The 13643-nt window shown below is 63.1% G+C and carries 14 protein-coding genes; 6 read left to right on the forward strand and 8 right to left on the reverse strand.

The window, feature by feature from the left end:
• Positions 1-29: 29 nt before the first annotated feature.
• A complete protein-coding gene (locus tag NMG70_RS32310) occupies positions 30-731 on the forward strand; it encodes a spermidine synthase (RefSeq protein ID WP_254028231.1) in 702 nt (233 codons plus the stop codon).
• Positions 732-763: 32 nt separating this feature from the next.
• Here NMG70_RS32310 and NMG70_RS32315 read toward each other — a convergent pair whose 3' ends face one another.
• The 4 genes from NMG70_RS32315 to NMG70_RS32330 all read right to left on the reverse strand — a co-directional run bounded on the left by NMG70_RS32315 (position 764) and on the right by NMG70_RS32330 (position 5586).
• A complete protein-coding gene (locus tag NMG70_RS32315) occupies positions 764-1795 on the reverse strand; it encodes an esterase-like activity of phytase family protein (RefSeq protein ID WP_254028232.1) in 1032 nt (343 codons plus the stop codon).
• The gene (gene cobT, locus NMG70_RS32320; protein ID WP_254028233.1) at positions 1792-3690 is read right to left on the reverse strand and encodes a cobaltochelatase subunit CobT; all 1899 of its coding nucleotides are present in this window, start codon (positions 3688-3690) and stop codon (positions 1792-1794) included. The genes NMG70_RS32315 and cobT overlap by 4 nt, the downstream gene beginning before the upstream one ends.
• A gap of 162 nt (positions 3691-3852) precedes the next feature.
• On the reverse strand, positions 3853-4839 hold the full coding sequence (cobS, locus tag NMG70_RS32325) for a cobaltochelatase subunit CobS (RefSeq protein WP_254028234.1): 987 nt from the start codon (positions 4837-4839) through the stop codon (positions 3853-3855).
• Between the two features lie 117 nt (positions 4840-4956).
• Positions 4957-5586, reverse strand: a complete 630-nt coding sequence (locus NMG70_RS32330; RefSeq protein ID WP_036262308.1) for a J domain-containing protein — start codon at positions 5584-5586, stop codon at positions 4957-4959.
• A 194-nt stretch (positions 5587-5780) separates the two neighbouring features.
• Between NMG70_RS32330 and NMG70_RS32335 the strand changes: the two genes are divergently transcribed.
• Positions 5781-6083 (forward strand): BolA family protein, encoded by a 303-nt coding sequence (locus NMG70_RS32335; RefSeq protein WP_254028235.1) that lies wholly within the window; start codon positions 5781-5783, stop codon positions 6081-6083.
• A gap of 129 nt (positions 6084-6212) precedes the next feature.
• Here the strand turns inward: NMG70_RS32335 and NMG70_RS32340 are convergent, their stop codons facing one another.
• The 4 genes from NMG70_RS32340 to NMG70_RS32355 form a co-directional block, all read right to left on the reverse strand.
• Positions 6213-7016, reverse strand: coding sequence for an alpha/beta hydrolase (locus tag NMG70_RS32340; protein WP_254028236.1), 804 nt, complete (start codon positions 7014-7016; stop codon positions 6213-6215).
• Between the two features lie 87 nt (positions 7017-7103).
• Positions 7104-7997 (reverse strand): HlyC/CorC family transporter, encoded by an 894-nt coding sequence (locus NMG70_RS32345; protein ID WP_254028237.1) that lies wholly within the window; start codon positions 7995-7997, stop codon positions 7104-7106.
• The gene (gene aroB / locus NMG70_RS32350; RefSeq protein WP_254028238.1) at positions 7994-9157 is read right to left on the reverse strand and encodes a 3-dehydroquinate synthase; all 1164 of its coding nucleotides are present in this window, start codon (positions 9155-9157) and stop codon (positions 7994-7996) included. Before aroB ends, NMG70_RS32345 begins: the two co-directional genes overlap by 4 nt.
• On the reverse strand, positions 9154-9759 hold the full coding sequence (locus tag NMG70_RS32355) for a shikimate kinase (RefSeq protein WP_254028239.1): 606 nt from the start codon (positions 9757-9759) through the stop codon (positions 9154-9156). Before NMG70_RS32355 ends, aroB begins: the two co-directional genes overlap by 4 nt.
• A gap of 240 nt (positions 9760-9999) precedes the next feature.
• Between NMG70_RS32355 and NMG70_RS32360 the strand changes: the two genes are divergently transcribed.
• The 4 genes from NMG70_RS32360 (at position 10000) to NMG70_RS32375 (ending at position 13643) form a co-directional block, all read left to right on the forward strand.
• Positions 10000-10152 (forward strand): histidine kinase, encoded by a 153-nt coding sequence (locus NMG70_RS32360; protein WP_091593135.1) that lies wholly within the window; start codon positions 10000-10002, stop codon positions 10150-10152.
• A gap of 5 nt (positions 10153-10157) precedes the next feature.
• Entirely contained in the window at positions 10158-11075 is a 918-nt protein-coding gene (locus tag NMG70_RS32365; protein ID WP_254028240.1) for a site-specific tyrosine recombinase XerD, read from the forward strand.
• A 99-nt stretch (positions 11076-11174) separates the two neighbouring features.
• Complete coding sequence (locus tag NMG70_RS32370) at positions 11175-12125, forward strand: acetyl-CoA carboxylase carboxyltransferase subunit alpha (protein WP_254018271.1); 951 nt, start codon at positions 11175-11177, stop codon at positions 12123-12125.
• A 189-nt stretch (positions 12126-12314) separates the two neighbouring features.
• Positions 12315-13643, forward strand: a complete 1329-nt coding sequence (locus NMG70_RS32375) for a L,D-transpeptidase family protein (RefSeq protein WP_254028241.1) — start codon at positions 12315-12317, stop codon at positions 13641-13643.

Here is a 13643-nt window from a genome sequence, read left to right on the forward strand (position 1 = left end):
GAAAAGATCATGCCCACAGGTTCTCGAGCATGATCCCGTGGGTCCAGCTAGATACCGCGAAAACGCCTGCCGGCGCCCACGAGTTGCGCCTGAAACAACGCGGCGCCGAGTTCTCGATCATGCTCGGCTCGAACGAGCTGATGAACAGCCGCCTCAGCGGTTCTGAGGAAGCGCTGGCGAGGCTGTCCTGCCAAAGGATTGCCGGCCGCCGGCAGCCGAAAATCCTGATCGGCGGGCTGGGCATGGGTTTCACGCTCCGCGCCGCGCTTGCCGAGCTTGGCGCCGATGCCGGTATCGTTGTCGCCGAGTTGGTGCCCGCCGTCGTGGCGTGGGCACGCGGCCCGATGGCGGCAGTGTTCGGCGGCTGTCTCGACGATCAGCGCGTGACTGTTCGCGAAATGGATGTCGGGCAGCTCATACGATCGGAACCCTCGGCCTGGGATGTCATCCTGCTCGACGTCGACAACGGTCCGGAAGGGATCGTCCACAAGGCAAACGATGCTCTTTACAGTATGGCCGGGCTGATCAGCGCGAGAGCAGCGCTCAAGCCCGGCGGCGTTCTGGCGGTCTGGTCGCAGGGACCCGACAGCGGTTTTACCCGCAGGCTCAAGCAGGCGGGCTTCGCGGTCGAGGAAGTCAAAGTCCGCGCCAATGGCAAGCGCGGCGCGCGCCACGTCATCTGGATCGCGACCAACGGACCCCAGCCTGCCGCAACCGGCGCCAAGCTGTAGCCTGTTATCGGCCGTCCTTTGCCGACCGCCTCTCAATCCTCGTGCAGCACAAATTCCAGATAGAGATTACGCTGTAGCACCGAGTGGTTGTCGTCCGAGACCAGCGACACCATCAGCGCGCCGTCGTCGCGGGTCCAGACGTCGAGACCTTCCATATTGTCGATCTGGTAGCCCATGTCGGCTTGCATCAGCACCGGCCCGTCGGCAACGGCGCCCTTCTCGACGCTTTCGCCATAGATGCGCCGCAGCCGCATCTTGACGCCGCCGGCCATCGAAAAGCTGCGCTCCAAAAGCAAGAGGTCGCCGTCCGGCAGGAAGGCGCCGTCGGTGATATCGAAATCGCCGTTGCGCTTGACGGTGAAAACGCCTTTGTGCGGCCCTTCGATAACAGCCGCATAGATGTTGCCTGATTTGTCGAGGCTCTTTTCCGACACCACGACCAGCCCGCCTTCGTGCTGCCCGTGAGGATTGGCGTGGGTGATGGTCTCAAAGCCGCGATTCCGGCGAAGCTCCCAGGCAGGAACCAGGAAGTCAAGTTGCCTGAACGGCGGCTTCATCTCTTCCGGGGCAATGCTGAACTGGGCGACACGGGGGTTGCGCTCGAAGCCGACCGTGGCAATGCCGTCCTTGACCGCAAGCCCTTCGGCGTCGACATCCCATTTCTCGTCGATCAGCTGGCCCGCCTCGTCGGCCATTTCCTGCATACGGAAATTCTGGATGCCCGACGGGCGCTTTTCGGCATCGTGAGTAACGGTGCCGAAGAACCAGAAACCGGTATCGGCGACGCCGATGAAATTACTGCCGGGCTTGAGGAAGCGAAACGCCGACAGCGCGCCGAAATCGCGTGACGGCGAGGTCATTTCCAGCCCGCCGACGAATTCGAGCGGGCCGAACCGCTTCTCGTCACGGCCGATGTGAAACCGAGTTATGGTCCGTGCCGAGATTTCGATCGGCTCGACCGAAACGGTGCCGGCGGCGATGCAAGGCGACAAGGCGATGCCGGCAACGAACAGCGCTGTGGCGGCGAAAAGCGTGTGCCGAAAGCCGCCCCGCGAAAAAATCATCCGGCGCGCCGCATGCCGCCGCGTCGCGTGTCCCGCATACTTTCCTCGCCAAAAAGCGAGGCCAGTTGCTCGGTCATGGCGCCGGCCAGTTCCTCGGCATCGACGATGGTGACGGCGCGGCGATAGTAGCGGGTAACGTCGTGGCCGATGCCGATGGCCAGGAGCTCGACCGGCGAGCGCGTCTCGATCAGTTCGATCACCGCGCGCAGATGCCGCTCGAGATAGTTGCCCGGATTGACCGACAGCGTCGAATCGTCGACCGGTGCGCCGTCCGAGATCATCATCAGGATCTTGCGCTGCTCCGGCCGAGCGATCAGGCGGTTGTGCGCCCACAGCAGCGCCTCGCCGTCGATGTTTTCCTTGAGCAGGCCCTCGCGCATCATCAGGCCGAGATTGCGCCGCGCCCGCCGCCACGGATGGTCGGCGGATTTGTAGATGATATGGCGCAGATCGTTGAGCCGGCCGGGATTGGGCGGCTTGCCTTCCTTCAGCCATTTCTCGCGTGCCTGCCCGCCCTTCCAGGCGCGGGTGGTGAAGCCGAGGATCTCGACCGAGACGCCGCAGCGTTCCAGCGTGCGCGCCAGAATGTCGGCGCAGGTGGCGGCGACCGTGATCGGCCGGCCGCGCATCGAGCCCGAATTGTCGAGCACCAGCGTCACCACCGTGTCGCGGAATTTGGTGTCGCGCTCCTGCTTGAAGGACAGCGGCTGCATCGGGTCGATGACGACGCGCACCAGCCGCGCCGGATCGAGATAACCCTCTTCGAGATCGAAATCCCAGGATCGGTTCTGCTGCGCCATCAGCCGGCGCTGCAGCCGGTTGGCCAGCCGGCCGACGACGCCGGACAGGTTGGCTAGCTGCTTGTCGAGGAAGGCGCGCAGCCGATCCAGCTCTTCCTCTTCGCACAGATCCTCCGCACCCACCGTCTCGTCGAACGCGGTGGTGAAGACCTTGTAGTCGATCTCCTTCGACAGATTGGTGAAGGGATTGTCGTTGCGGCGCGCCTCGCCGGGCGTCTCGGCATCGGCGTCGTCATCGTCGGACAGGTCGTCGGCGGTGGCATCGGATGCCTCCGTCTCGGCCGATTGCTCGTCGTCCGACGACGCCTCGGTGTCGTCCGACTGCGACTGCTCGGAGCCGGAATCGTCCTCACCACCCTCTTCGCTCTGCTCCTCGCCTTGCGGCTGGTTTTCGTCATTGTCCTCGCTATCTTCGGTCTCCTGGTCGTCACCGAGCTCCTCGGCCATTTCCATGGAAGCCAGCATCTCGCGCACGACGCGGGCGAAGGCCTGCTGGTCGTCGAGCTTTGCCGACAGCCCGTCGAGATCGGCGCTGGCCTTCTCCTCGACCCAAGGGCGCCAGAGGTCGACCAGCCGCTCGCCGCTCTTCGGCACGGCGCGGCCGGTCAGCTTTTCGCGCACCATCAGGGCCAGCGCTTCCTCGATCGGCGCGTCCGCCTTGTCCTTGACGTCGATGAGGTTGGCCCTGGCGTATTTGTCCTCGAGCATCGAGCCGATATTGTCGGCCACCCCTTGCATGGCGCGCGAGCCGATAGCCTCGACGCGGGCCTGCTCGACCGCATCGTAGATGGCGCGGGCCTGTTTGCCCTCCGGCGCCAGCCTGGTGTGGATGCGCGTGTCGTGGCAGGCGCGCTTCAGCGCCATGGAATCGCCGAGACCGCGGGTGATGGCGATGTCGGCCTTCGAGGCTTTTTTTGGCAGTTCAGGCAGCCGGGCGCGGCTGCCGGCGAGCGCCGGCCGATCCTTGGCGAAACCGACTTCGAGGTCCTTGTCGCCGGCAATCGCGCGCATGCAGACGGTGACGGCGCGCTTGAAGCTGTCGGCTTCAGACCCCGTCTTCGATTTGTTGCGCGTGTTGTCGCCCGGACCCGCCATCGATCATTCCCCGACGCATGACCCCGAAAATCGGAATCGATTTTCGGAAAGGATCATGCGCGAAATCAAAGTTCTACAGCGTCCGTCGCGCGTCCAATTGGACGCGCGGCGCTGTAGCGCACGACCCTGTCCGAAAAGCGTTGCGACTTTTCAGAGCCATGCTTAGCCCAGAACCACGTTGGCGGCGCTCTCCGGCAAATCCTGGCCAAAGGAGCGCTGGTAGAACTCGGCCACGAGCGAGCGTTCCAGCTCGTCGCACTTGTTGAGGAAGGTCAGCCTGAACGCCATGCCGATATCGCCGAAGATCTCGGCATTCTCGGCCCAGGTGATGACCGTGCGCGGGCTCATGACGGTCGACAGGTCGCCATTGATGAAGGCCGAACGCGTCATGTCGGCGACACGCACCATCTTGTTGACGATCTCCTTGCCCTTAGCATCGCGATAGTGCTTGGCCTTGGCCAGCACGATGTTCACCTCATTGTCGTGCGGCAGATAGTTCAGCGTGGTGACGATCGACCAGCGGTCCATCTGCGCCTGGTTGATCTGCTGGGTGCCGTGATAGAGGCCGGTGGTGTCGCCGAGACCGACCGTATTGGCGGTCGAAAACAGCCGGAACGCCGGATGCGGGCGGATGACCCGGCTTTGGTCGAGCAGCGTCAGCCGTCCGGACGATTCCAGCACGCGCTGGATGACGAACATCACGTCCGGGCGGCCGGCATCGTACTCGTCGAAGCACAGCGCGACATTGTGCTGGTAGGCCCAGGGCAGGATGCCGTCGCGGAATTCGGTGATCTGCAGCCCGTCCTTGACGACGATGGCGTCCTTGCCGACGAGGTCGATGCGGCTGACATGACTGTCGAGGTTGACCCGCACCATAGGCCAGTTGAGGCGGGCGGCGACCTGCTCGATATGCGTCGACTTGCCGGTGCCGTGATAGCCCGACACCATGACACGGCGGTTGTAGGCGAAGCCGGCGAGGATCGCCATCGTCGTGTTCTTGTCGAACAGATAGTCGGGATCGATGTCGGGCACATGTTCGCTCGTCACCGAATAGGCCGGCACCACCATCTTGGACTCGAAGCCGAATTTCTCCTTCACCGGCACGGTGGTGTCGGGCAGGTTGGCGATGTCGCGATCGACCTTGTTCATCTTTATCAACGTCTCCACGGGCGAAGCGCCTGATTTCGCCGGCAATCGATTTTGTCCGGGGGCGGTCTTAGAGCCTTTTCCAACCTTATGAAAGTTGGAAAACGACACGGAGGTCGCTCAGCACAATCCTGCCTGCTTGAGCACGCGATAGGCCTGGAGCACATCGCGGAACCGGTCTTCCGAACCTCTGTCGCCGCCATTCGCATCCGGATGGTGGCGTTTCACCAGTTCCTTATAACGCGCCTTGATATCCTTGCCAGTCGCCTTTGTATCAAGGCCAAGCGTTTCCAGCGCCTTGGCCTCAAGCGGCTTGGCCTTGCGCTCACGCGCCTCACGCGGATCCTTCGGGCCTTTGAACAGGTCGAACGGATCACGCATGCGGTTGTAGTAGCCGGCGCGGCCGGAACGCTGCTGGGCGAAATCGGGCGAGGAGCGCGTCGAGGCGCCGTTGACGCCCATCTTCCATGTCGGCCGGTGGCCGGTCATCGCTTCCTTCTGGAAACGGGCGATCTCGGTATCGGGGACACCGGAGAAATAGTTGAAGCCCTTGTTGTACTCGCGCACATGATCGAAGCAGAACTGAAAATACTCGCCCTCCTTCATGCGTCCGACCGGCGCGCGATGGGTGCCGGCCTCCTTGCAACCGTCCCACTGGCAGATCGGCGAGCGAGACTTCAGCTCCGCATCCTTCTCCGGGCGGATGCGAATTTTCTCGAAATATTTGGGGTACGGTTTCATCTCACCCATTTATGGGCTGTTCGCCGGTGCGAAACAAGAATTGACATTTTCGCGATGATCGCCCTAACCGCTGAATCGCGGCATAAAGCGGGCGATCGGCGTATTCTGTCACGGGCGGCGGCGCCGCGCGTCGTTCCGGACGCGCAAAGGCCGCCGATTTTCGGGGTTCATGCGCCGGCCCTATGTGGTGAAGGGAAGTACGAATGTCCATACAGTCGACGATGGAAGGCAAGTTGAAGAAGGCGTTCTCGCCGGAGCGGCTGGTCATCATCAACGAAAGCCATCTCCATGCCGGCCATCACCATCAGGACTCCGATCATCACCGCACCTATGACGGCACCGGCGAAACGCATTTCCGCGTCCGCATCGTCTCATCGGCCTTCGCCGGCATGAGCCGCATCGAGCGCCACCGTGCGGTCAACGCATTGCTGGCCGACGAATTGAAGGCCGGTGTCCATGCGCTGGCGATCGAGCCGGCCGCGCCGGACGAAAAAACCAGATGGTAGGCATTAGAGCAATTCCAGGAAAAGTGTGAAACGGTTTTCCCGGGAAAAGCGCGTAGCGCTTTCCCTGGGGAATTGCGCGAAAACAAAGAGATAGAGGGGTTCGGCGTTTCCGTGACACGATGAACCGCTCTATCCGAGCGCTGCCTTCAGGAAAATCATCACCGCACCGGTCAAGGCATCGCCTTCGTCGCCGAAATTGCGATTGATCGACATGTGCGAATAGGCGCTGCCGTCGAACAGTGTCACCTCCGTTCCGGCCGCCTGCAGGCGGCCGGCGAAGGCCCGTGAGGCTGCCGCACGACCCGTTGCGCGCGAATAAGCGATGAAGGTCGGCGGATGTTTGCGGCTCCCGACATGGGTGGCAGGCGACAGCCCTCGCCACTGCGCCGGGTCGGGAAAGGCCTTTGCATAGGCCCGTGTCATGCCGCCGCTCCTCGCCAGCGCCTCCAGATCATAGGCCCTGGTATCGTTCAGAACCAGCGCCGCGACGCCGAGCAGACCGCCGCGCAGCCCGGTCAGTGCTGCGAGATGGCTGCCGGCCGAATGGCCCATCACCGCTATCCGGTTCGGATCGCCGCCGTATCCGGCGATGTTGGCGCGCACGTAGCGATAGGCCTGCTCGACATCGTTGGCCTGGGTGGCGACATCAGCCTCAGGCAGCATCCGGTAGTCGATCGAGACGAAGCAGAAGCCATTGTCGAGCAGGAAGTCCGGCTTGACGTCGACGTTGGCGCGATTGCCGGCTCGCCAGGCACCACCATGGACGAAAAGGATCACAGGCAGGGAGTTTTCGCCAGCGCGCGCGTAGATGTCGAGCCTGGCCGGTCCGTAGTCGACGGTTTGCGGAGATGGCGAAAGCCGGCGCGACGCCGCCGAAGCGCTGGCCGGCAACAACGCCATCGACATCAAAAGCAGGGTTCGCCGATCGATCACCGTCATCTCCAGACAGCCCAGTCGAAAGTGCCGGCGCGACGAGCATCCAGTCAAGGATTGATTAGCCGCGACATAATCTATCGGAACCTAAATGTCACCGGCCGGCCTGATCCTCAGCCTTGCGATCCGGTTCTTGTCGCGCTTCATGACGACGAAGCGCTTGCCGTGAAAGGTGAAAGCCTGCTTCTCGTCGGGGATCAATTGCGTCTCGTGGATGACAAGACCGGCAATGGTGGTGGCTTCTTCGTCAGGCAGGTCCCAGTCGAGCGCCCGGTTCAGGTCGCGGATCGACACGGTGCCATCGACGACGACGGAGCCGTCGGCTTCCTGCTTGACGCCCTGCACGTCGATATCGTGCTCGTCGGCGATCTCGCCGACAATCTCCTCGATGATGTCTTCCAGCGTCACCAGCCCCTCGACCTCGCCGTACTCGTCGACGACGATAGCGAAATGCGCCTTGCGCCGCAGGAAGGCGTTGAGCTGTTCCTGCAGCGTCGTGGTGTCGGGCACGAACCAGGGTTTTGTCGCGATCTTCATCACGTCGATCTGGGAAAAGTCGTTGCCGACATCGTTCAGCGCGCGCAGCAGGTCTTTGGCATGCAGCACGCCGACGATGTTGTCGAGCGAGCCCTTCCACAAGGGCATGCGGGTATGCGGGCTCTGCAGGATCTCGCGCACCACCGCCTCCGGCGCGTTGTCGGCATTGACCGAGCGCATGTTGGTGCGGTGCACCATGACATCGGACACTTCGAGCTCGTCGAGATCGGACAGGCGGCCGATGCGGGCGCGACTCTCGCGCACCACCTGGCCGTCGCGTCGAAAATCGTCGACGGCACCGTGCGATTCATCATGGTTCGAATGCTGCGGCTCGATGCGCCGCAGTTCATAGCCGAATGCAGCGAGCAGGCGCGCGCGAAAGGCAAAAGCGAGCAGGCCGAGCCCGGCAAGGACAGCAGCGACAATCCAGCCGGCTTCGTTCATCCGGGTCGGCCTCTCGGCCGACCCGGGCGGCTCTTCTGCTGACCCGGATGGTTCTCCGTCAGAAACGACAGCACTTCCGACGCCGGCACATCCTTGACGATGAAGGCCTGGCCGATGCCGCGCGTCAGGATGAAGGTCAGCGCGCCGCGCGATACCTTCTTGTCCTGGGTGATGAAGGCAAGCAGCGCTTCAGCGTCAGGCAATTCTCCCGGAATATCGGCCATGCGCGATAGCAGGCCAACGGCGCGAAGATGCGCCTCGACGCGCGCCGCATCGTCGGGACTTGCCAGGTTGAGGCGTGACGAAAAGCGATAAGCCAGCGCCATGCCGATGGCGACTCCCTCGCCGTGGACGAGACGGGCGCTGTCATATTGGGTGGCGGCCTCGAGCGCGTGGCCGAACGTGTGGCCGAGATTGAGCAGCGCGCGGTCGCCGGTCTCGAACTCGTCGCGGGCGACGACATCGGCCTTGGCGCGGCAGGCTTCGGCGATCGCCTCGGTCCGCTCCGGGCCGCCGGCAAACACTTTGCCCCAGTTTTCCTCCAACCAGGCGAAGAAGTCGGGGCGATCGATGAGCCCGTACTTGGCGAGTTCGGCGTAACCGGCCCGGAATTCCCGAATCGGCAGCGTGTCGAGCACTTCGGTGTCGGCCAGCACCAGTTTTGGCTGATGAAAGATGCCGATGAGGTTCTTGCCGCGCGCGCTGTTGATGCCGGTCTTGCCGCCGACGGAAGAGTCGACCTGCGCCAGCAGCGAAGTCGGGATCTGCACGAAATTCATGCCGCGGCGCACGATGCCGGCGGCAAATCCGGCCAGATCGCCGATGACACCGCCACCAAGCGCGACGACGACATCGCCGCGTTCCAGTCTTGCGGCGAGCACGCCATCCACCACCTCTTCGAGATGGGTGAAACTCTTGGTCTTTTCTCCAGCCGGCAGCGTGATGACGGCGGGCCGGATGCCGCCCTTTTCAAGGCCGGCCTTCAACGTCTCGAGGTGGGCGGCGGCGACATTGATGTCGGTGACCACCGCGGCGCGCGTGCCGGGCAGGCGGCGCGAAATCTCGGTGCCGGCGCGCAACAGCAGGCCGGAGCCGATCAATATGTCATAGGCGCGATCGCCGAGCCCGACTTCGACGGTGACTGTCGCATTGCTGCTCACGAGCGCACCTCGCCTGTCGCGGCTGCCACGCCGAAATACCCGCAAAGCGCGTTCACCACCTCGGCCGCGATGACCTCCTTGCGATCGTCACGGGTCGGCACGGTAACATCGGCGGTTGCGTAGACCGGATAGCGCTCGGCCATCAACTGCTCGATCACGGCACGGGGATCGGCGCTTTTCAGCAGCGGGCGGTTCTGCTTCTTGGAAACGCGGTCCATCAACAGGTCGATCTCGGCCTTCAGCCATACCGACACGCCATGCCCGGCAATGGCCTCTCGCGTCTGGGCGCTCATGAAGGCGCCGCCGCCCGTCGACAGCACCTGCGGGCCGTGTTCCAATACGCGCAGGATGACGCGCTGCTCCAGCGCCCGGAACTCGGGCTCGCCATAGCGTTCGAACAGTTCCGGGACGCTCATCCGCGACACGCTTTCGATCTCCTGATCACTATCCATGAAAGGCAGTCCCAGCATCGCTGCTACCTTGCGGCCGATCGCCGTCTTGCCGGCGCCCATAAGGCCGACAAAGACAATGGAACGGCTGCCCAGCCGGCCGAGCAGCGCGGCATGGCTCTCATCGGGAGGATTGGCTGGCAGCGAGTTCATGACACCATGATGTTTCTAAGCAGGTTCCGCAAAACTGTCGCACGGTTTTGCGACAGAACCTGCGGCAAGCAAAACAAACCAAGCAGGCCCTCTTTGCCGGCGTATCGACATCAAAAGCCTGATTGCGTCAAGCGTGGCGCGGCCGCGCGTCGTCCGAGCTTCGCCCTTGAATTGGCCGGATTGGCGTCTCATAAGGGCATAGGGTTTGGAAACGCAGAACAACAAGACGGGCGAGAATTGATGCCGACACTGTTCCGCTTTGTCGTGACGCTCACGATTCTGGCCGGCATTGTCTATGGCGCGATGTTCGCTCTGGCGATGTTCGTCGAGCCGAGAAAGGCCGAAATGAGCGTACGCATCCCTCCCGAAAAGCTCATTCCCAAGAAAAACTGAGAGACATGAACAGCGCGGCCCGCATCGAAGCCTTTCTGGAAATGATGAGCGCCGAGCGCGGCGCTGCCGAAAACACGCTTTCCAGCTATCGCCGCGACCTCGAAGACGCGTCAGTCGAGATCGACGGCGGGCTCGCTGGTGCCGCCGCCGCCGATATCCGCAACTATCTCGACGATATAGCCGCACGCGGTTTTGCCGCCACCTCGCAGGCGCGCAAGCTGTCGGCGATCCGCCAGTTCTTCAAGTTCCTCTATGCTGAAGGCCTGCGTCGCGACGACCCGACTGGAACCCTGGACAGTCCGAAGAAGGGCCGGCCGCTGCCGAAGACGATGAGCGAGGCCGACACCGGCAAGCTGATCGACCGTGCGGCGCAGGAGGCAGCTGACGCCTCGCTGAACGATGGCGACGGCCTGGCGGCACTGCGCCTGCATGCGCTGGTCGAGGTGCTCTACGCCACCGGCCTGCGGGTTTCCGAACTGGTCGGCCTGCCGGTGACGGTGGCGCTGCGCGACGATCGTTTCTTCATGGTGCGCGGCAAGGGCGACAAGGAACGCATGGTGCCACTGTCGGCAAAGGCGCGCGTGGCGATGCGGGCCTGGCTCGCTGCCCGTTCAACAGTGCCGGCTTTGGCAGATAGCCCGTTCCTGTTTCCGGCGGCAAGCGACAGTGGCCATCTCTCCAGGCAGGTCTTCGCCCGCGACCTGAAGGGCCTTGCCGCGCGGGCCGGCATCGCCTCGGCGAAAATATCGCCGCATGTGCTGCGCCATGCTTTCGCCAGCCATCTCCTGCAGAACGGCGCCGATCTCAGGGCCGTGCAGCAGTTGCTTGGCCATGCCGATATTTCAACGACGCAGATTTATACCCATGTGCTGGAGGAGCGGCTGGTGCGGCTGGTCAACGATCATCATCCGCTTGCCGACTAGGCGTCATATCGCTATGTGAGGACGACGTTCCACCGCCCGGAGCCTCTATTTCCCAGGTTCCGTCAGTCATTGCCTCCCGGCTTATCGGTCCGCCCAAGAATGTACAATTACCTCGATTTCGAAAAGCCGGTCGCCGATCTTGAAGGCAAGATTCTCGAGTTGAAGAAGCTCGCCGAGAATGGCGAGGCTGTCGACGTGGGCGATGAGATCAGCCGGCTCGAGAAACGCGTGCGCGATGCCTTGCGCGACACTTATAAGGCACTGACCCCGTGGCAGAAAGTGCAGGTGGCGCGCCATCCGGACAGGCCGCATTGCGTCGACTACATCAAGGGCCTGTTCAACGATTTCACGCCACTTGCCGGTGACCGCAATTTCGGCGAGGACCAGGCGATCGTTGGCGGCTTCGCCCGCTTCCGCGGCGAGCCGGTGGCGATCATCGGTCAGGAAAAGGGCTCGGACACGGCCAGCCGGCTGAAGCATAATTTCGGCTCGGTGCGGCCGGAGGGCTATCGCAAGGCGGTGCGGCTGATGGAACTCGCCGACCGCTTCAATATCCCGTTGCTGACGCTGGTCGACACGGCCGGCGCCTATCCAGGCGTCAATGCCGAGGAGCGCGGCCAGGCGGAAGCCATCGCCCGCTCGACCTCGGCCTGTCTCGGCCTGAAGGTGCCATCGATCTCGGTGGTCATCGGCGAAGGCGGCTCGGGCGGCGCCATCGCGATCGCCACTGCCAACCGCGTCTACATGCTCGAACACGCCATCTATTCGGTGATCTCGCCGGAGGGCGCCGCCTCGATCCTGTGGCGCGACACCACCCGCTCGAAGGATGCGGCGACCAACATGAAGATCACCGCCCAGGATCTGCTGGAGCTGAAGATCATCGACGCCATCGTTCCCGAACCGCTCGGCGGCGCCCATCGTGGCCCGGAAACAGTGATTGCCGCCACCGGCGATCTCATTGCGAAAACGATGAAGGAATTCTCCGGCGCCAACACCGATTTTCGTGAGCAGCGCCGCGAGAAATACCTTTCTATGGGGCGAAACCTTTAGCCGATGCTGTTTCGGCGCTGCAATGTGGCGAGATTGAGCACTTCCGCCACAAAAATGCCGCTGCGTTCGTTTCAATCGGATTGCCGTAAGCCCGGCGCTTGCGGTAAGGAATTTTCAAGGTTAACGGGCTTAGGTTGGGCCTGACGGCGCTGAGGCCTGCGCTCCGAAAGAAAAGACATAGCCATACCCATGCTTGCCAAGCTCGCCCGCACCGCACTTCTGATTGCCGCGATAGGCGTCGCCGGCTGCAATGATTCTTCGATGAAGGATTTTGCCCCCCACGCCAACAAGCCGCTGCCCGACAAGATCCTGGCCAGCATGAAGGCCAAGGGCATGACCCGCACCTCGCCGGTGATGGCCCGCATCTTCAAGGAAGAGGGCAAGCTCGAAATCTGGAAGGCCAAGACCAACGGCCGCTACGATTTGGTCGCCAGCTACGACATCTGCAAATGGTCGGGCAAGCTGGGTCCCAAATACACCGAAGGCGACCGCCAGGCGCCGGAAGGCTTCTATACGGTCCGTCCGGCGCAGATGAATCCGCGCTCGAGCTACCACCTTGCCTTCAACATCGGCTACCCCAACGTCTACGATCGCGCCAATGGCCGCACCGGTTCGCATCTGATGGTCCATGGCGCCTGCTCGTCGTCGGGCTGTTATTCGATGACCGACGCGCAAATCGAGCAAATCTACGCCTTCGGCCGCGACGCTTTCCAGGGCGGTCAGACCGAGTTCCAGATCCAGGCCTTTCCGTTCCGCATGACCGCCGCCAACATGGCGCGCTATCGCAAGGATCCGAACTACGAATTCTGGAAGATGCTGAAGGTCGGCTACGACAATTTCGAGATCACGAAAGTGCCGCCGAAGGTCGATGTCTGCGAGAAGCGCTATGTCTTCAACCAGGTCGCGCCTGACGGCGAGACCTTCGATCCGACCGGCGCCTGCCCCGCGACGACGCAGCCGGATTCGCTGAAGAGCGCCTTCAATGCCTATCAGAGCACCTACGAGGCGGCTTTCAGCGGCGCGGTCAAGGCCAGCGTGCCGGCGCCCAAGCCGACCATCGCCGGGATCAAGGAAGCCAGCATCGTTTCCGAGTGGTCGAAGAAGCGCGCCCGTGGCGAACGCGTGCCGATCGAGCCGCCTTCGCTCAACGCCGACGGCTCGTTGACGGCGACGGCGCGCATGGGCCGCATCGATTCGCCGGCGGGCCGCAAGATGGCCGCGCTCGACGCCGAGAAGGCCGCCAAGCAAAAGGCCGAGGAGCAAAGGCTTGCCGCGATAGAGGCGGCCAAGGCCGAGAAACAGGCGGCCAAGGCTCAGGCTCTGGCCGAAAAGGAAACGGCCAGGATCAATTCGCTGGCCGAAGAGGAGGAGGCCAGGGCCGCTGCCGAAGCGCCTGTCGCTACCGCGACAATCGCGTCGACCCCCGATGCCGCCCCGGCCGCAACGCAGGCGGCGAATGCCGGTGAAAGCAGGACGACAAGGCTGAAGAAGAAGCTGCTCGGAATGTTCGGCGGCTGA

It is taken from the genome of Mesorhizobium ventifaucium (assembly GCF_935822925.1).
In the GTDB taxonomy this organism is placed as follows: Bacteria; Pseudomonadota; Alphaproteobacteria; order Rhizobiales; family Rhizobiaceae; genus Mesorhizobium; species Mesorhizobium ventifaucium.